This is a genomic window from Arthrobacter sp. 10T419 (assembly GCF_056394105.1).
The window spans coordinates 145921-167929 of record NZ_JBFTHF010000006.1 but is presented as its reverse complement, the minus strand read 5'-3'; the positions used below and the strand labels follow the sequence as shown (position 1 = coordinate 167929).

General features: G+C 68.5%; 20 protein-coding genes. All 20 read left to right on the top strand.

The window, feature by feature from the left end; translation table 11 throughout:
- Positions 1–34 precede the first annotated feature (34 nt).
- The 20 genes from AC1DBD_RS12035 to AC1DBD_RS11940 all read left to right on the top strand — a co-directional run bounded on the left by AC1DBD_RS12035 (position 35) and on the right by AC1DBD_RS11940 (position 21912).
- Positions 35–1234, top strand: coding sequence for an amidohydrolase (locus AC1DBD_RS12035; protein ID WP_441418515.1), 1200 nt, complete (start codon positions 35–37; stop codon positions 1232–1234).
- A gap of 300 nt (positions 1235–1534) precedes the next feature.
- Entirely contained in the window at positions 1535–1927 is a 393-nt protein-coding gene (locus AC1DBD_RS12030; protein WP_441418573.1) for a MarR family winged helix-turn-helix transcriptional regulator, read from the top strand.
- Between the two features lie 76 nt (positions 1928–2003).
- Entirely contained in the window at positions 2004–2435 is a 432-nt protein-coding gene (locus tag AC1DBD_RS12025) for an organic hydroperoxide resistance protein (RefSeq protein ID WP_476982186.1), read from the top strand.
- Complete coding sequence (locus tag AC1DBD_RS12020) at positions 2432–3457, top strand: NADP-dependent oxidoreductase (RefSeq protein WP_441418513.1); 1026 nt, start codon at positions 2432–2434, stop codon at positions 3455–3457. The genes AC1DBD_RS12025 and AC1DBD_RS12020 overlap by 4 nt, the downstream gene beginning before the upstream one ends.
- 306 nt (positions 3458–3763) lie before the next feature.
- The gene (locus tag AC1DBD_RS12015) at positions 3764–4873 is read left to right on the top strand and encodes a BMP family lipoprotein (RefSeq protein WP_441418512.1); all 1110 of its coding nucleotides are present in this window, start codon (positions 3764–3766) and stop codon (positions 4871–4873) included.
- Positions 4874–5043: 170 nt separating this feature from the next.
- Positions 5044–6657 carry an ABC transporter ATP-binding protein gene (locus AC1DBD_RS12010; protein WP_476917644.1) on the top strand — a complete coding sequence of 538 codons (1614 nt, stop codon included), beginning with the start codon at positions 5044–5046 and terminating at the stop codon, positions 6655–6657.
- Positions 6650–8074: an ABC transporter permease gene (locus AC1DBD_RS12005; RefSeq protein ID WP_476982185.1), complete on the top strand. Its 1425-nt coding sequence runs from the start codon at positions 6650–6652 to the stop codon at positions 8072–8074. Before AC1DBD_RS12010 ends, AC1DBD_RS12005 begins: the two co-directional genes overlap by 8 nt.
- Positions 8071–9411, top strand: coding sequence for an ABC transporter permease (locus AC1DBD_RS12000; RefSeq protein ID WP_476982184.1), 1341 nt, complete (start codon positions 8071–8073; stop codon positions 9409–9411). The genes AC1DBD_RS12005 and AC1DBD_RS12000 overlap by 4 nt, the downstream gene beginning before the upstream one ends.
- A 2-nt stretch (positions 9412–9413) precedes the next feature.
- Positions 9414–9857, top strand: a complete 444-nt coding sequence (locus AC1DBD_RS11995; protein WP_476926104.1) for a cytidine deaminase — start codon at positions 9414–9416, stop codon at positions 9855–9857.
- Positions 9854–11188: a thymidine phosphorylase gene (locus AC1DBD_RS11990; protein WP_476893265.1), complete on the top strand. Its 1335-nt coding sequence runs from the start codon at positions 9854–9856 to the stop codon at positions 11186–11188. Before AC1DBD_RS11995 ends, AC1DBD_RS11990 begins: the two co-directional genes overlap by 4 nt.
- A gap of 151 nt (positions 11189–11339) precedes the next feature.
- Positions 11340–11987: a DedA family protein gene (locus AC1DBD_RS11985; RefSeq protein ID WP_476982183.1), complete on the top strand. Its 648-nt coding sequence runs from the start codon at positions 11340–11342 to the stop codon at positions 11985–11987.
- Between the two features lie 182 nt (positions 11988–12169).
- Positions 12170–12886, top strand: coding sequence for a DedA family protein (locus AC1DBD_RS11980; protein ID WP_441418506.1), 717 nt, complete (start codon positions 12170–12172; stop codon positions 12884–12886).
- Positions 12887–12918: 32 nt separating this feature from the next.
- Complete coding sequence (locus AC1DBD_RS11975) at positions 12919–14100, top strand: adenosine deaminase (protein WP_476982182.1); 1182 nt, start codon at positions 12919–12921, stop codon at positions 14098–14100.
- A 76-nt stretch (positions 14101–14176) separates the two neighbouring features.
- Positions 14177–14839 carry a MazG nucleotide pyrophosphohydrolase domain-containing protein gene (locus AC1DBD_RS11970; protein WP_476982206.1) on the top strand — a complete coding sequence of 221 codons (663 nt, stop codon included), beginning with the start codon at positions 14177–14179 and terminating at the stop codon, positions 14837–14839.
- Between the two features lie 128 nt (positions 14840–14967).
- The gene (gene eno, locus AC1DBD_RS11965) at positions 14968–16248 is read left to right on the top strand and encodes a phosphopyruvate hydratase (RefSeq protein WP_441418504.1); all 1281 of its coding nucleotides are present in this window, start codon (positions 14968–14970) and stop codon (positions 16246–16248) included.
- 123 nt (positions 16249–16371) lie between these two features.
- Complete coding sequence (locus AC1DBD_RS11960; protein ID WP_476982181.1) at positions 16372–17121, top strand: FtsB family cell division protein; 750 nt, start codon at positions 16372–16374, stop codon at positions 17119–17121.
- Positions 17122–17244: 123 nt separating this feature from the next.
- Positions 17245–17937 carry a DUF501 domain-containing protein gene (locus AC1DBD_RS11955; RefSeq protein WP_476982205.1) on the top strand — a complete coding sequence of 231 codons (693 nt, stop codon included), beginning with the start codon at positions 17245–17247 and terminating at the stop codon, positions 17935–17937.
- Positions 17934–18884, top strand: coding sequence for a Ppx/GppA phosphatase family protein (locus AC1DBD_RS11950; RefSeq protein WP_476982180.1), 951 nt, complete (start codon positions 17934–17936; stop codon positions 18882–18884). The genes AC1DBD_RS11955 and AC1DBD_RS11950 overlap by 4 nt, the downstream gene beginning before the upstream one ends.
- A 119-nt stretch (positions 18885–19003) precedes the next feature.
- The gene (locus AC1DBD_RS11945) at positions 19004–20407 is read left to right on the top strand and encodes a S8 family serine peptidase (protein WP_476982179.1); all 1404 of its coding nucleotides are present in this window, start codon (positions 19004–19006) and stop codon (positions 20405–20407) included.
- A 50-nt stretch (positions 20408–20457) separates the two neighbouring features.
- Entirely contained in the window at positions 20458–21912 is a 1455-nt protein-coding gene (locus AC1DBD_RS11940; RefSeq protein ID WP_441418500.1) for an NAD(P)/FAD-dependent oxidoreductase, read from the top strand.
- The last annotated feature ends 97 nt before the right edge of the window (positions 21913–22009 follow it).

Sequence of the window (22009 nt, the reverse complement as noted above, 5' to 3'; positions counted from 1 at the left end):
CCGCTATTTTTCTGACTCTCGCTAGAGTGATTGTGTGCGCAATTACACTACTGAAGCTGAGCCAACCACCCTGGTGGGGCCGTGGCTGGAGCCACTCCTGCCGGAGCTGATCGCCTTCCGCCGCGACCTGCATGCGCACCCCGAGCTGTCCTTCAAGGAGTTCCGCACCACGGATAAGCTGGCCAAGCGGCTTGAGGCTGCCGGCCTGACCCCGCGCCGGCTCGAGGGTACCGGGCTGACCGTGGATGTCGGCGAGGGCCCCATCGCCACCGCGCTCCGCGGCGACATTGACGCCCTGCCCATCATCGAGGAGACCGGACTGCCGTTCGCGTCCAAGAACCACGGCGTGACGCACGCCTGCGGCCACGACGTCCACACCACCACGATGCTGGGCATCGCCCTGATCCTGCAGCGGATGCACGACTCCTCGCCGCTGGGCGGCACGGTGCGGATCATCTTCCAGCCGGCCGAGGAGACCATGCCCGGCGGGGCGCACGCGTGCATCGAACAAGGTGTGCTGGAGGGGGTGCCGCGGATCCTGGCGCTGCACTGCGACCCCCGGATCGAGGTCGGCAAGATCGGCACCCGGATCGGCGCCATCACCTCGGCGTCGGACACCATCAAGATTGAACTGAGCGGCCGAGGCGGCCACACCTCGCGCCCGCACCTGACCGAGGAACTCGTCTTCGCCCTCGCGCAGATCGCCATCAACGTCCCGGCCGTGCTCTCCCGGCGCGTCGACGTCCGCAGCGGGGTGTCCGTGGTCTGGGGACACATCTCGGCTGGCTCCGCACCGAACGCCATCCCGGCGAGCGGCTACATGGCCGGCACCATGCGCTGCCTGGACCGGGATGCCTGGCACAGCGCGGGGGAGATCCTCGACGAGGTGGTGCAGCAGATCGCGGCGCCCTACGGCGTCGACGTGCACCTGGAGCACACCCGCGGCGTGCCGCCCGTGGTGAACTCCGAACACGAGACCGCGCTGATCGAGGCTTCGGCCCGGGCCGAAATCGGCGAGAGCTCCGTGGTGCTGACGCCGCAGTCGATGGGCGGCGAGGACTTCGCCTGGTTCCTCGCGGACCTGCCCGGCGCGATGATGCGGCTGGGCACGAAAACTCCCGGCGGCGAGGAGTACGACCTGCACCGCGGCGATTACATCCTGGACGAACGCGCCCTGGGCCTCGGCATCCGGGTGCTCACGGCGGCGGCCCTCCGCACCCTCCGCGACCTCTAGGGCAGGCGCCGGCCGACGCTCCGGAGCCGCACCTTCGCCTGCTCAAGGGCGGGCGTGCCCGCGGAAATTCCCCACCTTTCCCTTCGCGGGGCCGGGACGCGCCAGCGCTGCCTGCGGACACGCCGTCGGCGCCCCTTGAGTTGGGGAAATCCGGCGGGCGGCTGCACCGGTAAATGCGTTGTGCACAACTCAGTTGTGCGCAACTTAGTTGTGCGCTAAGGTTTTTAGGTGAGCAAAACTGATTCCCCTGCGTCCGCCGGGACCGACGCCCCCCGCCTGGACAGGCAGGTGTGCTTCGCCATGTACTCGGCTTCGCGGGCCGCTACCGCCGTCTACCGGCCCATACTCGAGGAACTCGGACTGACGTACCCGCAGTACCTCGTGATGATGGTGCTCTGGGAGGACCAGCCCCGCAGCGTCCGCGAGCTGGGCGAGGAACTCGGGCTGGACTCCGGAACCCTCTCGCCGCTGCTCAAGCGCCTCGAGTACCTGGGATACGTGGAACGACGGCGGTCCGCGGCGGACGAACGGCGCGTCGAGGTCTTCCTCACTGAGTCCGGCGCCGCCCTCAGCGCCCGTGCCACCGGAATTCCGCAGCGGCTCGCCGATGCCGCCGGACTCTCCGCTAACGAGCTCGACCAGCTCCGCGAGACCCTGGGCCGGCTCACCGCCGCGCTGCAGTCCGGCCGCTGACCGGCCCCGCCAATTGCGGGCTGCGGCCGCGCGGCAACCCCACAAGCTTCCCTTCCCCCAACAGATTGGAATCCCCATGAAGACCCTCTATACGGCCGAAGCACTGGCCTCCGGCGAAGGCCGCGACGGCAACGCGCAGACGTCCGACGGCAAACTCAATGTCACCCTGGCCAGCCCGGTTGAGCTCGGCGGCAACGGCGAAGGCACCAACCCCGAGCAGCTCTTCGCCGCCGGGTACGCCGCCTGCTTCCACTCTGCCCTGCGCCTGGTGGGCCGCCAGCAGAAGGCGGACCTGACCGACTCCGCCGTCGCCGCGAAGATCCACCTCGGCGCCCTCGACGGCGGCTCCGGCTACGGCATCGCCGCCGAACTCGAGATCGCGCTGCCGGCCGTGGACCGCGAAACCGCCGAAGCGCTCGTCGCCAAGGCCCACGAGGTCTGCCCCTACTCCAACGCCACCCGTGGCAACATCACCGTAGACATCACCATCCTGGAGCTCGCCGCATGAGCACCGAGAACAGCACCCTTCCCGCCACCACCCGAGAGATCCAGCTGGCCTCCCGCCCGCACGGCCGCCCCGTGCCGGAGAACTTCCGGCTGGCCGAATCCCCGCTGCCGGAGCTCCAGGACGGCCAGGTCCTGGTTCGCAACCTGTTCATCTCCGTGGACCCCTACATGCGCGGCCGGATGAACGACGTGAAGTCCTACTCCGCGCCGTTCGCCCTGGACGCCGCCATGGAGGGCGGCGCCGTCGGCGAGGTCATCGCCTCCCGCTCGGCCGACCGCGCGGTTGGGGACACTGTGGTGCACAGCCTCGGCTGGCGCGAGTACGCCGTCCTGGACGCCGCCGCGACGACGCCGGCCCGCACCGACCTGGCCCCGGCGTCGGCCTTCCTGGGTGCCCTCGGCATGACCGGCCTGACCGCCTACGCCGGACTGCTCAAGGTCGCCGAGTTCAAGCCGGGCGAGGCCGTCTTCGTCTCCGGCGCAGCCGGCGCCGTCGGCTCGCTGGTGGGGCAGATTGCCAAGGCCATGGGCGCCTCCCGGGTGATCGGCAGCGCCGGCACCCCGGAGAAGGTGGCCCGCCTGCTGGAGCTCGGCTTCGACGCCGCCTTCAACTACCATGACGGCCCGGTCCGGGACCTGCTGAAGGAGGCCGCGGGGGAGAAGGGCATCGACGTCTACTTCGACAACGTCGGCGGCGAGCACCTCGAGGCCGCGCTGTCCGTGCTCAACGTCGGCGGCCGCGTCGCCATGTGCGGCGCCATCTCTCAGTACAACTCCACCGAGCCGACGCCGGCCCCGCGGAACCTCATGCTGGCCATCGGCAAGCAGCTGACCCTCAAGGGCTTCCTGGTGGGCGGTTACTGGCAGTACATGGGCGAGTTCGTCGAGAAGCTCTCCGGCTGGCTGGCCGACGGCACCGTCCGTTACGACGAGACCGTGGTGGACGGGCTGGAGAACGCACCGCAGGCCTTCATGGACCTGCTGGAGGGCGCCAACACCGGCAAGATGCTGGTCCGCCTCTAAGCTAACTCCGCCTCCAGCGCAGGCGCGAACGTTGCCCCTGGGGCCCCGATTTCCACGATTTCGGGGCCTCACGCGTACGGTCGCGCGGGAACGGCGCAGCGCTTGGTAACAAGTTCTCAACAATCTGTGAAATGGCTGTGAAGTGTGTTACTCGACGTGTTCCATGACACTAAAGTAACTTGCATCAGTGCGCCTCGGCGCAGTGCTGCGAATCCGTCAGTGACAACAGTGTTTCGGGGGAAAACCGGAAGCAGACACTCATTGAACTCCCGTCGTAGCGCCTATCTCTTTCTTCCTGGAGGAACTTTGACGAACTCACTGCGCGCAACTTTCAAGCGCGGTTCAATGGCCGGCGTCGCCACCGCAGGTGCGGCCGCTTTGCTGCTCACCGGTTGCGGGGCTGCCCCGACCGCCAGCAGCACCGCCAGCGCAAGCGCCAGCAACTACACCGGCTGCATCGTGTCCGACTCCGGCGGATTCGACGACCAGTCGTTCAACCAGTCCTCCTACGAGGGCCTGAAGAAGACCGAGAAGGATCTCGGCATCAAGGTCAACCAGGTTGAGTCGAAGACCAACAACGACTTCGAGCCGAACCTGCGCGCCATGGTCACTGCCGGCTGCAACCTGACCATCACGGTCGGCTTCCTGCTCGGCGACGCCACCAAGGCCCAGGCCACGGCGAACCCGGACAAGCACTTCGCGATCATCGACTTCGGCTACGACAAGCCGATCGCCAACGTCAAGCCGATCATCTATGACACGGCCCAGGCTGCTTTCCTGGCCGGCTACCTCGCCGCGGGCACCACCAAGACCGGTACCGTCGCGACCTTCGGCGGCATCAAGATCCCCACCGTCACCATCTTCATGGACGGCTACGCCGACGGCGTGAAGTACTACAACGAGAAGAAGGGCAAGAACGTCAAGGTTCTTGGCTGGGACAAGGCCAAGCAGGACGGCTCCTTCACCGGCGACTTCGAGAAGCAGGACAAGGGCAAGCAGTTCACCCAGAACTTCCTGGACCAGGGTGCGGACATTGTCATGCCCGTCGCCGGTCCGGTCGGCAAGGGTGCAGGCGCAGCGCTGAAGGAAGCCAAGGCAGCAGGCAAGGACGTCAAGCTCATCTGGGTTGACTCCGACGGCTTCCTGACCGCCCCGGATTACAAGGACATCATGCTCTCCTCCGTGATGAAGCAGATGGGCGAGGCCGTTGAGACCGTCGTGAAGGAAGACACGGAAGGCAAGTTCACCAACACGCCTTACGTCGGCACCCTCGCGAACGACGGCGTCCAGCTGGCTCCGTTCCACGACCTGGACTCCCAGGTTCCGGCCGAACTGAAGTCCGAGCTGGACCAGATCAAGAAGGACATCGCCGACGGCAAGCTGAAGGTTGAGTCCGCAGCCAGCCCGAAGGCGTAACTTCCGCCGCTAAGCGCCACGGCCCGGACGGTCCCAGACCGCACGGGCTGTGGCGCTTTTCGTTGCGGCTACTCTTGGCCGCAGCGCTGGCGGCAGGCACTAGGCTGGTTCTGCAGCCCCATCACCCCGTCCGGTCGTGACCCGGACACACTTCGAGATTGGTCAGAGTTTTGAAACTTGAACTCAAGGGGATCACCAAACGCTTCGGCTCCCTGGTAGCCAACGACCACATTGACGTGGTCGTTGAACCCGGGCAGATCCACTGTCTGCTCGGCGAGAACGGCGCCGGCAAGTCCACACTGATGAACGTCCTCTACGGGCTCTACGAACCCACCGAGGGCGAAATCCTCATCGACGACAAACCCGTCAGCTTCCGCGGCCCGGGGGACGCGATGGCGGCAGGCATCGGCATGGTGCACCAACACTTCATGCTGGTCCCGGTCTTCACGGTCGCCGAAAACGTGGCCCTCGGGGCGGAAACCACCAAGGCCGGCGGCTTCCTCAATCTCGATGACACCCGCCGGAAGATCCAGGAGATCTCCGACCGGTACGGCTTCGACGTCGACCCCGACGCCCTGATCGAGGACCTGCCGGTCGGCGTCCAGCAGCGCGTGGAGATCATCAAGGCCCTGGTCCGCGACGCCAAGGTGCTCATCCTCGACGAGCCCACCGCCGTGCTGACCCCGCAGGACACCGACGAGCTGCTGGACATCATGCGCCAGCTCAAGAGCCACGGCACCTCGATCGTCTTCATCTCGCACAAGCTGCGCGAGGTCAAGGCCGTCTCGGACACCATCACGGTGATCCGGCGCGGCAAGGTCGTCGGCACGGCCAGCCCCACGGCCTCGACGACGGAACTCGCCTCCATGATGGTGGGCCGGGCAGTCAACCTGACCCTGGACAAGGCCCCGGCCCGGCCGCAGGAGACCACGTTCCAGGTCAAGGACCTCACCGTGATCGCACCGAGCGGCCAGCACGTCGTGGACGGGATCAGCTTCGACATTGCCCGCGGCGAGATCCTGGCCGTCGCCGGCGTGCAGGGCAACGGGCAGACCGAGCTGACCGAGGCGATCCTCGGCCTGCAGGACCGGGTCCACGGCTCCATCCTGCTCGACGGCGAGGAGTTGGTGGGCCGCAGCGTCAAGGACGTGCTGAAGGCCGGCGTCGGCTTCGTGCCCGAGGACCGCTCGGTGGACGGTCTGATCGGAACGTTCTCGATCGCCGAGAACCTGATCCTGGACCGCTACGACCAGGAACCGTTCGCGAAGGGCATCAGCATGAGCCCGGCGAAGGTGCTGGAAAACGCGAAGACCCGGATCGACGAGTTCGACGTGCGCACCCCGTCCGGCTCGCTCGCCGCGGGCACCCTGTCCGGCGGCAACCAGCAGAAGGTGGTCATGGCTCGCGAGCTGTCGCGCCCGCTGCGCCTCTTTATCGCGTCCCAGCCGACCCGCGGCGTCGACGTCGGCTCCATCGAGTTCCTGCACAAGCGGATCGTAGCGGAACGCGACCACGGCACCCCCGTGATGATCGTCTCCACCGAACTCGACGAAGTGATCGAGCTGGCGGACCGGATCGCCGTGCTTTACAAGGGCAGGCTGGTGGGCATCGTCCCGGCCGGCACCGGACGTGACGTCCTGGGCCTCATGATGGCCGGCCTGTCGCCCGACGAGGCCCACGCCGACAGCACCAAGACCCCGGCAACCGCAGCCGCCGCCCCGGCCGCCGCCGCCCAGCCCGCACAGGAGTCCACCTCCGGCGCCGTAGGAGAGCACCATGACTGAAACCAACCGGCCACGCCACGCGGCTGAATCCGATCCGGCGAAAACCGCGGGAACCGCAGCCCAGCCAACCGCGACGCCGAACACCCCCGACGTCGAAACCGCCGAAACCCCCGACGCCACGGACGCCACCACCGCCACCTCGCTGGACACCGCTGGCGGGGCAATGCGCCCCTCGGCCGTCCCGGTCTCGGGCCAGAGCGGCATCGTCCCCGGCGGCCCCGACTCGCTCATGCGCAAAATCTTCACCGGAAGCGGCATGGTCTCCGTGCTGGCCGTGCTGCTCGCGCTGATCCTCGGCGGCCTGCTGATCGCCAGCACGGACAAGGCCGTCAGCGCGAGCGCGGGCTACCTCTTCGCCCGGCCCAGCGACTTCTTCTCCGCCGTCTGGTCTGCCGCCACCCGCTCCTACGTGGCGCTCTTCCAGGGCTCCGTGTTCAACCCCCGCGGCACCGGCGCGGCCGGGCAGTTCGCCCCGCTGATGGAAACCCTCACCATCGCCACCCCGCTGATCACCGCCGGCCTCGGCGTCGCCCTGGCCTTCCGCGCCGGACTCTTCAACATCGGTGCTCAGGGCCAGATCATCATGGCCGGCATCCTCGCCTCGTGGGTCGGCTTCGCCCTGCACCTGCCGATGGGCCTGCACCTGCTGCTGGTCCTCGTGGCCGGCATCCTCGGCGGCGCCCTCTGGGCCGGCCTGGTCGGCTTCCTCAAGGCCCGCACCGGCGCCCACGAGGTGATCCTGACGATCATGTTCAACTACATCGCGCTGTACTTCCTGCGCTACCTGCTCAACACCCCCGCGTTCCAGCGGCCGGGCGAGACCAACCCGATTTCCCCGATCCTGGACCCCAGTGCCGTCTACCCGCAGATTTTGGGCACCCAGTACCGGCTGCACCTGGGCTTCATCCTGGCCATCGCGGCGACCGTCTTCGTCTGGTGGGTGCTGAACCGCTCCACGATCGGCTTCGAATTCCGGGCCGTCGGCGCCAACCCGAAGGCCGCCCTGACCGCCGGCATCAACGTCCCGCGCGCCACCATCCTGGTGATGGCCATCGCGGGCGCCCTCGCCGGCATGTCCGGCGTCGCCCAGGTGGCCGGCACCGAAAAGGTCCTCACCGACGGCGTCGCGGCCACCTACGGCTTTGACGCCATCACGGTTGCGCTGCTGGGACGCTCGACGCCGTGGGGCACCTTCGCCGCAGGCCTGCTCTTCGGCGCCTTCCGCGCCGGGGCCGTCCAGATGCAGATCCAGACCGGAACCCCGATCGACATCGTGCTGGTGGTCCAGTCGCTGATCGTGCTCTTCATCGCCGCCCCGCCGCTGGTGCGGGCGGTGTTCGGCCTGAACCCGCGCAAGAAGAAGGCCGTCAAGGCCAACAAGTCCAAGACGGCAGCAACCACCGGAGTAGCAGCATGAGCACAACAGCAACGTCGCCCCAGCCGGGGAAGCCGCAGCCTGCACCCCTGGACGGGGGAGCTCCCGCGGCCAAGCACCACCACACGGCCGTGACCGCCAAGCCCGTGACCTGGAAGCTCCCGGTCACCCTGCTGGTGCTGGCCATCGTGGCGTTCGTCTTCTTCGGACTGATGGGGCCGCACCAGACCGCCAAGTTCGGAATCTCCACCGGGAGCGACTTCTTCCAGCTGCCGGCCCTGGAGGTTCAGGCCTTCCTCGGCGGCATCGTTCTCTCGGTGATCATGCTGGCGCTGGCCGGCTATGCCGTGTTCCTCAAGACCCGGAACCGCAAGGTCCCGGCCTGGGTCACGATCGCCTTCATCGCGCTGTTTGTCGCCGCGTTCCTGATCTGGGTGGTCGGCGGGGCCCGCACCACCAGCATTTCCCTCGCCGGGCTGATCGCAGGGTCCGTGACCCTGGCCGTGCCGCTGGTCTTCGGCTCCCTGTCCGGCGTGCTCTGCGAACGCGTCGGCGTCGTGAACATCGCGATCGAAGGCCAGCTCCTGGGCGGCGCCTTCACGGCCGCGATCATCGCCACCCTGACGCACAACCCCTTCCTGGGCCTGCTCGCGGCGGCCATCGCCGGGGCCCTCGTCTCCATGATCCTGGCCCTGTTCAGCATCAAGTACGTGGTCAACCAGATCATCGTCGGCGTCGTGCTCAACGTCCTCGTCTCCGGCGTCACCGGCTTCCTGTTCAGCACGGTCATGCAGGCGGACAAGGACAAGTTCAACTCTCCCGCGCACCTGGACCCGATCACCATCCCGGTCCTGGGCGACATCCCGCTGATCGGCCCGATCCTGTTCAAGCAGTCCTTGATCGGCTACCTGATGTACATCGCCGTGATCGTGGTCTGGGTAGGGCTGTTCAAGACCAAGTGGGGCCTGCGCGTCCGCGCCGTCGGCGAACACCCGCAGGCAGCCGACACCATGGGCATCAAGGTCAACGCCACCCGCTTCTGGAACGTCACCCTCGGCGGCGCCATCGCCGGCATCGGCGGTTCCTTCTTCACCCTCGTGGCGATCGACAGCTTCACCAAGGAAATCTCCGGCGGACGCGGCTTCATCGCCCTGGCCGCACTGATCTTCGGCCGTTGGAACCCGATCGGCGCATTCTTCGCGGCGCTGCTGTTCGGCTTCGCCGACAACCTGCAAAGCATCGTGACGATCATCGGCACCCCGGTTCCGAGCCAGTTCATGGCGATGCTGCCGTACCTCGTGACGGTGCTCGCCGTGGCCGGGCTCGTCGGACGCTCCCGGCCGCCGGCGGCCAGCGGCATCCCGTACGTGAAGGGCTGACCATGGCTGATCACATTAGCGGGAACGGCAACCCGGCAGCGGTCCCGGCCGCCGGCGTGGACTGGGCAGCCCTCGAGGCCGCCGCGGTCGCGGCGATGAAGAACGCCTATGCGCCGTATTCGAAGTTCGCGGTGGGGGCAGCGGCCCTCACCGCGGACGGCCGGATCGTCAGCGGCTGCAACGTCGAAAACGCCAGCTACGGGCTCACGCTGTGCGCCGAGTGCGCGCTGGTCGGCAGCCTGCACATGACCGGCGGCGGCCTGCTGCGCGCCTTCTACTGCGTGGACGCGGACGGCAACGTGCTGATGCCGTGCGGGCGCTGCCGGCAGCTGCTCTACGAATTCCGGGCCCCGGACATGGAACTCATGACCACACAGGGCATCAAGACGATGGACCAGGTGCTTCCCGACGCATTTGGCCCCCAACACCTGGAGGAAACCCGGTGACACAGACCACCAGCACCACTGCCAGCGGCACTGAAGCCTTCGACGCCGTCGACATCATCCGCATCAAGCGCGACAAGGGCGTGCTCAGCGCCGCCCAGATCGACTGGACGATCGACGCCTACACGCGCGGCGCCATCGCCGATGAGCAGATGGCCGCGCTGAACATGGCCATCCTGCTCAACGGAATGGACCGCGCGGAGATCTCCCGCTGGACCGCGGCGATGATCGCCTCCGGCGAGCGGATGGACTTCTCCAGCCTGCGCCGGCCCGACGGCGGCGTGAAAGCCACCTCGGACAAGCACTCCACCGGCGGGGTGGGGGACAAGATCACCCTTCCGCTGGCACCCCTCGTGGCCGTGTTCGGCGTCGCCGTTCCGCAGCTCTCCGGCCGCGGCCTCGGCCACACCGGCGGCACCCTGGACAAGCTCGAGTCCATCCCCGGCTGGCGCGCGGCGTTGAGCAACGAGGAGATGCTGGCCCAGCTGCAGGACGTGGGGGCCGTCATCTGCGCCGCCGGCGCCGGCCTGGCCCCGGCGGACAAGAAGCTCTACGCCCTGCGTGACGTCACCGGCACGGTCGAGGCCATCCCGCTGATCGCCTCCTCGATCATGAGCAAGAAGATCGCCGAAGGCACCGGATCGCTGGTCCTGGACGTCAAGGTGGGCAGCGGCGCGTTCATGAAGGACGAGGCGCGTGCCCGCGAGCTGGCCGAGACCATGGTGGCGCTGGGCAAGGACGCCGGGGTCAACACGGTGGCGCTGCTGACCAACATGAACACGCCCCTGGGCCTCACCGCGGGCAACGCGATCGAGGTCGAGGAATCCGTGGAGGTCCTCGCCGGCGGAGGCCCCGAAGACGTCGTCGAACTCACCGTCCGGCTGGCCGAGGAGATGCTGGCCTGCGCCGGCGTCCACGATGCCGATCCGCGCGCCGCGCTTCGGGACGGCCGCGCCATGGACGTCTGGAACCGGATGATCGAGGCCCAGGGCGGCGATCCGCGCGCCAAACTGCCGGTGGCCAAGGAATCCGAGACCATCTACGCGCCGGCCGACGGCGTGCTGGTGGAACTCGACGCCATGGCCGTTGGCGTCGCAGCCTGGCGCCTCGGCGCCGGCCGCGCCCGCAAGGAGGACCAGGTCCAGGCCGGCGCCGGGGTGCGGATGCACGCCAAGCCGGGCGCCACGGTCCGCGCCGGCGAGCCGCTGATGACCCTGCTGACGGACACCCCGGAGAAGTTCGAACGTGCCAAGGAAGCGCTCGAGCACGCCGCCGTGATCGCCCCCGAGGGCTCCCGCCCGGCCCAGCAACTCATCATCGACCGCATCGCCTGAGGCTCCGGCTGCCGCCTTGCCCTATCACTCCTGGTCCCCAACCCCGGGGGGTTGGCAGCCCCAAATGATAGGGCAACGGCGCCGGGTCCGGCAGTACACTGGCACCACAGTATTCCGGGAGAAACCGGGCACCGCCGTGCGTTAGGAAACCGTGCAGGCAATCAACGACTTCATCCTGGCCGCCGCAGGCCAACCCTGGGTCCTGTTCCTCGTGTTCGCGTGCTGCCTGATCGACGGGTTCTTTCCCCCGGTTCCCAGCGAATCGGTGGTGGTGGGCCTGGCCGCCGTCGCCGCGGCGGCCGAGGTGCCCAACCCGCTTCTGCTGGTGGCCGTGGCAGCCGCCGGGGCGTTCTCCGGGGACAACATCGCCTACCTTATCGGGCGGGCCACCGGGACCGGACGCTGGGCGTGGATGCGCGGATACCGGGCGCAGCGGGCCTTCCTCTGGGCCGGCGGCGAGCTCCGGAAGCGGCCCGCGTCGCTGATCATGGTCGCCCGGTTTGTCCCGATCGGCCGGGTGGCCGTCAACCTGACCGCCGGCGCCACCAACTATGCGCAATCCCGTTTTGTCGCCCTGACGGTGCTTTCCGCGATGCTGTGGTCCGGCTATTCGGTGGGAATCGGCCTTTTCTTCGGGCAATGGTTCGAAGACAACCACCTGCTCGGCGCCACCATCGCGATCATCTGCGCGATCATCCTCGGCATCGCCGTCGACCTCACCCTGAGCAGGCTTCGCGGCCGTGCGCCGGGGGAGCTGGTCCCGGACGACCCGGACCGGCCCGCGCCGCCGGCCGGTTAGGACCGTGCCGGGAACGCCCGCGCCACGGCCGGAAACATCGCTGCGGTGCGTAGCGCAGGACGCCCGGCCCGTGGGACACTTAGGTGCGATTCACGTCACGTCCGTGCCGTGTGCGCCCAGCCGTAACTCATGTCCGTCCCGGGTACGTCCCACCCCTTCAGTTTTCTAGGAGCACAGCCCGCGTGGAGTTCATTAATGAGGCAGTGCTCCATGCAGCAGGCCAGTGGTGGATCTACCCCCTCCTGCTGGTGTTCTTCTTCGTCGACGGCTTCGCCATGGTGGTCCCCAGCGAGACCCTGATTGTCGCCCTCGCCGCGTACTCCCGGCACAGCGGACAGCCCAATCTGTGGATTCTCGGCCTCACGGCGCTCATCGGCGCCATCGCCGGCGACAACATGGCCTACCTGCTGGGGCGCAAAATCGGCATCGAACGGTTCCGCTGGATGCGCAAGCCCAAGGTCCAGCGGGTCTTCGCCTGGGCCCGCTACGAACTGGAAAAGCGCGGCGCGGTGCTGATCTTCACCGCCCGGTACATCCCGTGGGGCCGCGTGGCCGTCAACTACGTCGCCGGCACCACCGGGTTCCCGCACCGCAGGTTCTTCCTCCTGGACGCCTTCGCCTGCGTCACCTGGGTGATCTACTCGCTCGGGATCGGCATTCTGGCCAGTTCCTTCCCCTGGCTACACCACAACCCGCTCCTGAGCGCCGGGATCGCCGTCGTCTTCGCTATTGTCCTCGGAGTGGCCGTTGACCACCTGCTGCGCTGGTGGCACAAGCGCCTGGGCCGGCACGACGAGCCGGAAGCCGCGGAGGCCGACGCGGCGGACGATGCCGCGGCTTCCGGGTCCGAGCCGGCGCTGACCGCCTGGTCGAAGGAGACCGACGCTTCCCGCAAGTAGCGCGGGGAGCCGTCCGACCCTATGGTTGGAACGTGACTGAGACTATTCTTGACGCTGCCCCTGACCTCGAATTCGACCTGAAGGGCCTTCCCAAGGTTTCCCTTCACGACCACCTGGACGGCGGACTGCGTCCGGCCACCATCATTGAACTTGCCGAAGCGGTCGGCCACACGCTGCCCTCCGCCGACCCGGTCGCGCTGGGGGAGTGGTTCCGCGAATCCGCCGACTCCGGTTCGCTGGTCCGCTACCTCGAGACGTTCGACCACACCATCGCCGTCATGCAGACCAAGGAAGGCCTGTTCCGCGTCGCCAAGGAGTTCGTTGAAGACCTCGCGGACGACGGCGTCGTGTACGGCGAAGTGCGCTGGGCCCCGGAACAGCACCTGCAGCAGGGCCTGTCGCTGGACGACGTCGTTGAGGCCGTCCAGGCGGGCCTCGATGCAGGCGTCGACGCCGTCGCCGAGACCGGCCGCGAGATCCAGGTCGGCCAGCTGATCACCGCCATGCGCCACGCCGACCGCGGCCAGGAAATCGCCGAACTGGCCGTCCGGCACCGCTACAAGGGTGCGGTCGGCTTCGACATCGCCGGCGCCGAGGACGGCTTCCTGCCTTCCCGCTTCAAGGACGCCTTCACCTACCTTGCCCAGCACAACTTCCCGGCCACGATCCACGCCGGCGAGGCCGCCGGCCTGGAGAGCATCCAGTCCGCACTCGTTGACGGCCGGGCCCTGCGCCTGGGCCACGGCGTTCGGATCGCCGAGGACGTCACCGTCGAGTTCGAAGAGGCCGACGCCGCCGACGCCGACGATGTCTCCGATATCAACGCCGACAGCGACGAGGTCGACGACAACATCGGCCTGGTAACCCTCGGCGAGCTCGCCAGCTGGGTCCGGGACCGCGGCATCGCACTGGAGATCTGCCCGTCCTCCAACCTGCAGACCGGCGCCATTGCCGGCTTCGGCGAGGGCATCGAAAGCCACCCGGTGGACATGCTCTACCAGCTGGGCTTCAACGTCACGATCAACACGGACAACCGGCTGATGAGCGGCGTGACCCTCACCGACGAGTTCGAACTGCTCGTGGAGACGTTCGACTACGACCTGGACGACCTGCTCGAGCTGACCCTGAACGCAGCCGAAGCCGCGTTCCTGCCGCTGGAGGAGAAGGAAGCCCTGGTCGAATACATCAACGAGGCCTACGCCGACCTTGGCTAAGGACTCCAACCCGGTGGACGCGCCGCTCAGGGATTTGTTGCGAACCATCGCCGAGCTGCGCGTCCACTGCCCCTGGATGGGCGCCCTCAGCCACGAATCCCTCGTGGAATACCTCCTCGAGGAGGCCTATGAGGTGGCTGAAACCATCGAGTCAGACGGCGGCGACGCCGAGCTGCGGGCGGAACTAGGCGATGTCCTGCTGCAGGTGGTGCTGCATGCCCGGCTCGCCGAGGAGCGCGGCGCCTTCGACTTCGACGACGTCGCCCGCGGCCTGCGGGACAAGATGGTCCGGCGCAATCCGCACGTCTTCCGCGCCGACGGCTCCCTGCAGGACTCCTTCCCGGCCACGGTCCAGGAGATCGTGCTGAAGTGGGATGCGGTCAAGAAAGCCGAAAAGCCCGGCCGGGGCCACGCCTTCGACGGCGTCCCGGCCGCGCTGCCGGCGCTGGCCCGGGCGCAGAAGCTTCTGGACCGGGCCGAACGGGCCGGACTGCCGACTGCGTTGGAGCCGGCGCCCGCGACGGTGGCCGCCGCCTCCGCACCCGCCGCGGGACCACCCGCCCCGGCGACCGAGCGGGAGCTTGGCGAGCTGCTGTTCGGCATAGTCGCGGCCGCCCGGCGCAACGGCCTGGACGCCGAACGCGCCCTGCGCGCGGTCAACCGCCATTTCCAGGAGAGCCAGCCCGGCAGCGAGCCCGGCGGCACCGGCGCGGGAGCACCGCGTCCGGGGACTGGATAGCTTTCCGTAACTTATCCCACTCTCGACTAGGCTAGGGGCGACGAGGACGTCGGTTTCCAGCTTGATCCACCGCTAGATTTCCAGCAGTCAGATTCCCAGCAGATCGCTTCACCCAAAGGAGCATATTCATGGCGCTTATCGATGCCATCCACGCCCGCGAGATCCTCGATTCCCGCGGCAACCCGACCGTAGAAGTTGAAGTCCTGCTCTCCGACGGCCAGATCGGCCGCGCAGCAGTTCCCTCCGGCGCCTCCACCGGCGAACACGAGGCCGTGGAACTCCGCGACGGCGACAAGGGCCGTTACCTCGGCAAGGGCGTCCAGAAGGCCGTCGACGCCGTCATCGACCAGATCGCCCCGGCCCTCATCGGCTTCGACGCGACCGACCAGCGCAGCATCGACCAGGCCATGATCGACCTGGACGGCACGGCCAACAAGGGCAAGCTCGGTGCCAACGCGATCCTGGGCGTGTCCCTCGCCGTTGCCAACGCCGCGGCCGCCTCGGCCGACCTGCCGCTTTACAAGTACCTGGGCGGGCCCAACGCGCACGTCCTGCCGGTGCCGCTGATGAACATCCTCAACGGCGGCTCGCACGCCGACTCCGACGTCGACATCCAGGAGTTCATGGTTGTCCCGCTCGGCGCCGAGACCTTCTCCGAGGGCCTGCGCTGGGGCGTCGAGGTTTACCACGCGCTCAAGGCGGTGCTGCAGTCCAAGGGCCTGGCCACCGGCCTGGGTGACGAGGGCGGCTTCGCCCCGAACCTGCCGTCCAACCGCGCGGCCCTGGACCTGATCCAGGAAGCCATCAAGAACGCCGGCTACACCCCGGGCAAGGACATCGCGCTGGCCCTCGACGTCGCCTCCTCCGAGTTCTTCAAGGACGGCGCGTACCAGTTCGAAGGCAAGGCCCTCAGCTCCGCCGAGATGAGCGCCTACTACGCCGAGCTGGTGGCGGACTACCCGCTGGTCTCCATCGAGGACCCGCTGGACGAGAACGACTGGGAAGGCTGGAAGGCCCTCACCGACTCGATCGGCGACAAGGTCCAGATCGTGGGCGATGACCTGTTCGTCACGAACCCGGAGCGCCTCCAGACCGGCATCGATTCGAAGACCGCCAACTCGCTGCTGGTCAAGGTCAACCAGATCGGTTCGCTGACCGAGACGCTCGACGCCGTATCCCTCGCCCAGCGCGCGGGTTACACGACCATCACCTCGCACCGCTCCGGCGAAACCGAGGACACCACCATCGCTGACATCGCCGTTGCCACCAACGCGGGCCAGATCAAGACCGGTGCCCCGGCCCGCTCCGAGCGCGTCGCCAAGTACAACCAGCTGCTGCGCATCGAAGAGGAACTCGACGACGCCGCACGCTACGCCGGACGCAGCGCCTTCCCGCGTTTCAAGGGCTAGTACCCGCAAGAATCAGGTACCGGTGGCTATGGTGGAAAGACCATGGCCACCGGTTCTGTTTTGGCCCGTTCTTTTTTGGCGGCCTGTTTTGGCCGGTTCGTTTGGCCTGTTTGAAGGAGTGACATGGCAACCCGCCGTCCCAAGGTTCCCCGGGCCGCTGCTGCGGCCCCGAAGTCTCCGGCCTCCGGCCGGGGGGAAGCCGACGGCGGCGACGTCATCAGGGCTGATTTCGGCAGTCCGCGGCACGGCATCGAACCCGCCGGCCGGCCAGCCGGCCACGACGCCGGACGGCCGGCGTCTGAAGCGCCGGGAACCGGCAAACCCGGCCCCGTCGGCGGAGCCGCTGCGCCCGCCCGGACGGGAGCTGCAAAGACCGGAGCTGCAAAGGCCGGCGCACGCGAGACCGGGCCAGCCACGCCGGCTGCGGGCAGCGGAGCCGGCACGAAGTCCGGACAGCCCGGGCAAACCGACGGGCTCGATCCCGTCCCGGCCAAGGCCTTCTCCGGACGACTGCTGGCACTCGGCGTCGTGATGATCGCCATCACGATCATGCTGGCGCCCACGGTCAGGATCTTCCTTGAAAAGCGCGCCGAAATAGCTGACCTGGAGGCCGAAATTTCGGCCCAGCAGGCGAAGCAGACGGACCTCAAACGTGAGGTCTCGCGCTGGCAGGACCCGAACTACGTGAAACAACAAGCCCGTGACCGCATTAACATGGTTATGCCCGGCGAAACCGGCTACTGGGTTTACGGCAGCGATCTTCCTGCCGCAACGTCCGGTTCCGGCGCCGCAGCAGGAACAGCCACAGACCCGGCCAATCTGCCGTGGGTGGATTCCCTTTGGGACTCCATCAGGCGGTCGGCAACAGACTAGGAGCGGCGCCCGCCGCCGGATTACCGCAACCCGGTAATTCCAACAGGGCAGGAAGGTGCCGCGCCAGTGGACGAGAACCGAGCGGACGATCCCCGGACCGGGAACCCCATCGACGCGACCCCCATGGAAGGGACCCCAGCGACGGGGGATTCCCGCCAGCCGTCGGCCCGCGACCTTGACGTGCTCAGCCGGCAATTGGGGCGGCCGGTGCGCGACGTCGTCGAGATCCCTGCCCGCTGCGTCTGCGGCAACCCGCTGGTGGCGGCCACCTCGCCGCGGCTGAGCAACGGGACGCCGTTCCCCACCACCTTCTACCTGACCCATCCGGTCATCACCTCGGCCGTGTCCAGGCTGGAGGCGGCCGGGTTGATGAATGAGATGAACGAACGGCTCGGTGCCGACGAGGCGCTGGCGGCGGACTACCGTGCCGCGCATGAGGCGTACCTGCAGTCCCGCGCCGAGATCGGCGCCCGGTCCGGCATCGGGGCCGTCCCGGAGATCGACGGGATCTCCGCAGGCGGCATGCCCACCCGCGTGAAGTGCCTGCATGTCCTGGTGGGCCACTCGCTCGCTGCCGGTCCCGGAGTCAACCCGCTCGGCGACGAGGCCGTAGCCGGCATCAGCGAGTGGTGGACCCCGGACCGTTGCCACTGCGACGGCGCGTGGGACACCGGCGGAGAGGCCCCTTCCCAGGACCTGAGCCGGCACGGTCCGCAGGGTCTGCCCGAAATCGTCGGCCGGCCGGCCCCGGTGCGGAAGTCCCGAACCGGGCATGACGAGAACGGCGCGGATACCGCCGCCGGAGCCGGGCAGTGAGCCGCGTGGCCGCGATCGACTGCGGCACCAACTCCATCCGCCTGCTCATCGCAGATGTCGCCGCGGGCGGCGATACCCTGCCGAAGCTGACCGACGTCGTGCGCGAGATGCGCGTCGTCAGGCTCGGCCAAGGCGTCGACGCCACCGGCGAATTCGCCCAGGACGCGCTGGACCGCACCCTCGAGGCCACCCGTGACTACGCCGAGCTGATCCGCCGCCACGGCGCCGGGAAGGTCCGTTTCGTGGCAACATCCGCAACCCGGGACGCCCGGAACCGCCAGGTCTTCATCGGCGGGGTCCGGGAACTGCTCGGCGTCGAACCCGAGGTGATCAGCGGCGACGAAGAAGCCGCCCTGTCCTTCGCCGGCGCCAGCAGCGTGCTGCCCTCGCGGGGCAAGGACCCGGTGCTGGTGGTGGATCTGGGCGGCGGCAGCACGGAGTTCGTGCTGGGCGACGCCGACGGCGTCATCGCCGCCAAATCGGTCGATGTGGGCTGCGTCCGGATGACCGAACGGCACTTGCAGGACGACCCGCCCACGGCGGAACAGATCGCCGCGGCGGAAGCCGACGTCGACGCCGCCATCAGCCACGCGGCGCTGACGGTGCCGCTGGAGCGCGCCACCGCCGTGGTCGGCGTCGCGGGGTCAGTGACCACAATCACCGCCCACGCCTTGAAGCTCACCGAGTACTCGCCGGCCGCCATCCACGGCACCGAACTTGGCCTGGACACTGCCCGGGAGGCCTGCACCTCGCTGCTCGAAATGACGCGGGACGCCCGGGCCGCCCTGCCCTACATGCACCCGGGCCGGGTGGACGTGATCGGCGCCGGCGGCCTGGTCTGGCGGCGCGTGCTCGAACGCATGGCGGACGTCACAGAGGGCCGCATCACGTCGGCCGTGACGAGCGAACACGATATTCTGGACGGTATTGCCCTGAGCATCAGCTAGCTCCGCGCCGGCACCAACCCACTCCCGGCCCTGTCCGGCAGCGCCGGCAGGAGCAGCCGCCACCCCTGCCGCGCGCCCGGAACGGTCGCGGCCGCAGCCACACCGCCGATTGGACCCGAATGACCAGAGCAACAGCCCGGCGCCGCCGGACCGCCTCCGCGTTGATGGCCCTGGCCCTTGCCGGCGGCAGCGTCGCGGGAGCGCTGTCGGCTGCCCCCGCTGCACACGCGGACAGCACCCGCGACAAGGAGTACTGGCTCGCCGAGTCCGGCATCAAGAAGGCCTGGGCCGTCTCGAAGGGCGCCAACGTTAAGATCGCCGTCATCGACAGCGGCGTGGACGGCAAACATCCGGACCTCAAGGGCGTGCTGACCGGCGGCACGGACGTGTCCGGGGCCGGAGCCGCGGACGGCAGGAAAAGCATCGGCGCCAAACCCGAGCACGGCACTCTGGTGGCGACCATGCTCGCCGGCCGCGGACACCAGCCGGCAAAGTCGACAAAATCCACGGCCCGGCCCTCAGCCACAGCCGGAGTAGGCCCCGACGGGATCGTCGGCGTCGCCCCCGAAGCCGAGATCCTCTCCGTCTCCACCTGGCTCGGATCCGCTAACCCGGGCGGAAAGAGCGACCAGGACCAGATCCCCGCCGCGGTCCGCTGGGCCGTCGACAATGGCGCCCGGGTCATCAACATCTCGCTCGGCAGCACCTCCCCGGAGTGGCCGCAAAGCTGGGACGCGGCGTTCCTTTACGCCGAGCAGAAGGACGTCGTCATTGTCGCCGCCGCCGGCAACCGGGTGGGCGGCAACATCCAGGTGGGCGCCCCGGCGACCATCCCCGGCGTGCTGACGGTGGCCGGCCTGAACCGCAAGGGCGTCGCCAGCATTGACTCCTCGTCCCAGGGCATCAGCATCGGCGTGGCGGCACCAGCCGAGGACCTGGTCGGCGGCCTGCCCGGCGGCGGCTACGCCGAGTGGGCGGGCACTTCGGGCGCAACCCCGATCGTTGCCGGCGTCGCTGCCCTGATCCGCTCGAAATGGCCGGAGATGTCCGCCAGCCAGGTTATTAACCGGATTGTCAGCACCGCGAAGGATGCCGGGCTGCCGGGCAAGGACCCGCTGTACGGCTTCGGCGTGCTGAACGCCGAGGCTGCACTGAAGGCCGATGTGCCGGAAACCACCCTCAATCCGCTGGGTTCGATCTCCGATTGGATCCGTGTGCACCGGCGGGGAAACCCGGTGAGTCCCGCCCCGGCAGCCGAACCCAGCCCCTCGAGTGCGGCGCCGACCCTGCCCGAAGCCACCCTTCCCGTCGCGGAGGCCCCGTCGCCGGCCGACAGCGCCGTCCCGGCAATGGTGGTCCTCGGCTTCGGCGGGCTCTTCGTCTGCATCATCGCCGGGGCCGCCATCCAGCTGCGCCGTGCCCTCCGCGGGCCCGGCACCGCACCCGTGCCGGGCACCGACCCAGGCACCGCCGCGGGCCCCCGCGGCCCGGGGGCAGCGGCGCCGGATTCGGTGCAAGACTAGGCCCCGCAGTAGTTAGTGAAGTTTTTCACAAACTACGGTATTCTTGATCCATGGCATCCACCCCTCAGCTCCAGGACCGTCCCAGGGTACTCGTCGTCGGCGGCGGGTACGTCGGCCTGTACGTAGCCCTCAAACTGCAGAAAAAGATCGCGAATGCCGGTGGCATCGTCACCGTCGTGGATCCGCTGCCCTACATGACTTACCAGCCCTTCCTGCCGGAAGTGGCCGGCGGAAACATCGAGGCGCGTCACGCCGTCGTCTCGCACCGCAAGCACCTCAAGCAGACCGAACTGATCCAGGGCCGCGTCACCTCGATCGACCACGCCAACCGTACGGCCGTGGTGGCGCCGGCTGACGGCGGCGAGAACTTCGAGATCCCCTACTTCGACGTCGTGCTGGCCGCCGGCGCGATCACCCGCACGTTCCCGATCAAGGGCCTCGCGGACAAGGGCATCGGCCTGAAGACGATCGAGGAAGCCGTCGCCCTGCGCAACGGTGTCCTGGAGCGCATCGAAACCGGCTCGCTGATGACCGACCCGGCCGAGCGCGCCCGCGCCCTGACGTTCGTCGTCGTCGGCGGCGGCTTCGCCGGCATCGAGTGCATCACCGAAATGGAAGACCTGGCCCGCGCCGCGGTCAAGAAGAACCCGCGCATCAAGCAGGAGGAAGTCCGCTTCGTCCTGGTCGAGGCCATGGGCCGCATCATGCCCGAGGTCACGGCCAAGCAGGCCGAGTGGGTCGTCGAGCACCTGCGCAGCCGCGGCATCGAGGTGCTGCTCAACACCTCGCTGGACAACGCCGAGGGCTCCCTGAAGCTCATCAACCTGCCGGACAAGACCCCTGCCCAGGAATTCGAATCCGACACCCTGGTCTGGACTGCCGGCGTGCAGGCCAACCCGATGGTCCGCTCCACCGACTTCCCGCTGGAACCCCGCGGCCGTGTCCGTGTCCTCCCGGACCTGCGCGTCTCCGGCGACGAAGGCATCATCGAAAATGCCTGGGCCGCCGGCGACATCGCGGCCGTGCCGGACCTCACCGGCAGCGGCCTGCCGGACGGCACCTGCGTCCCGAACGCCCAGCACGCGCTGCGCCAGGCCAAGCGGCTTGCCAAGAACCTGTGGGCCTCCCGCTGGGACAAGGAGCTCAAGGACTACAAGCACAAGAACCTGGGCGCCGTCGCCGGCTTCGGCGAATGGAAGGGCGTTGCCAACATCAACCTCGTCGGCCGCATCGGCCTCAAGGGCCCGCTGGCCTGGCTCGCACACCGCGGCTACCACGGCCTGGCCATGCCGACGGTCGAGCGCAAGATCCGCGTGATCTCCGGTTGGTTCTGGCAGCTCTTCCTGGGCCGCGACACCACCCAGCTGATGGACCTGGACAACCCGCGCGGGGCCTTCGTGGCCGCGGCGACGCCGGCTCCGAAGCCGGCGGCTGCTCCGGCTCCGGCCGCCGATAAGCCGGCCGAAGCGCCTGCGAAGGAAGCTGCCCCGGCCAACTCCAAGTAGCCGGCAGCAAGCCGACGACGGCGGCCGTTCCCCTTCGGGGGAGCGGCCGCCGTCGTCGTTGGTGCCGCCGCCGGCACCGCCTGGATTGCCGGTCGGA

What these genes read in the sequence shown, in the direction of transcription:
- AC1DBD_RS12030 (WP_441418573.1), top strand. Translation starts at nt 1,535, where the DNA reads ATGTACTCGGCTTCGCGGGCCGCTACCGCCGTCTACCGGCCCATACTC.
- AC1DBD_RS12025 (WP_476982186.1), top strand. Translation starts at nt 2,004, where the DNA reads ATGAAGACCCTCTATACGGCCGAAGCACTGGCCTCCGGCGAAGGCCGC.
- AC1DBD_RS12020 (WP_441418513.1), top strand. Translation starts at nt 2,432, where the DNA reads ATGAGCACCGAGAACAGCACCCTTCCCGCCACCACCCGAGAGATCCAG.
- AC1DBD_RS12005 (WP_476982185.1), top strand. Translation starts at nt 6,650, where the DNA reads ATGACTGAAACCAACCGGCCACGCCACGCGGCTGAATCCGATCCGGCG.
- AC1DBD_RS12000 (WP_476982184.1), top strand. Translation starts at nt 8,071, where the DNA reads ATGAGCACAACAGCAACGTCGCCCCAGCCGGGGAAGCCGCAGCCTGCA.
- AC1DBD_RS11995 (WP_476926104.1), top strand. Translation starts at nt 9,414, where the DNA reads ATGGCTGATCACATTAGCGGGAACGGCAACCCGGCAGCGGTCCCGGCC.
- AC1DBD_RS11970 (WP_476982206.1), top strand. Translation starts at nt 14,177, where the DNA reads ATGGGCGCCCTCAGCCACGAATCCCTCGTGGAATACCTCCTCGAGGAG.
- eno (WP_441418504.1), top strand. Translation starts at nt 14,968, where the DNA reads ATGGCGCTTATCGATGCCATCCACGCCCGCGAGATCCTCGATTCCCGC.
- AC1DBD_RS11960 (WP_476982181.1), top strand. Translation starts at nt 16,372, where the DNA reads ATGGCAACCCGCCGTCCCAAGGTTCCCCGGGCCGCTGCTGCGGCCCCG.
- AC1DBD_RS11955 (WP_476982205.1), top strand. Translation starts at nt 17,245, where the DNA reads ATGGAAGGGACCCCAGCGACGGGGGATTCCCGCCAGCCGTCGGCCCGC.
- AC1DBD_RS11945 (WP_476982179.1), top strand. Translation starts at nt 19,004, where the DNA reads ATGACCAGAGCAACAGCCCGGCGCCGCCGGACCGCCTCCGCGTTGATG.
- AC1DBD_RS11940 (WP_441418500.1), top strand. Translation starts at nt 20,458, where the DNA reads ATGGCATCCACCCCTCAGCTCCAGGACCGTCCCAGGGTACTCGTCGTC.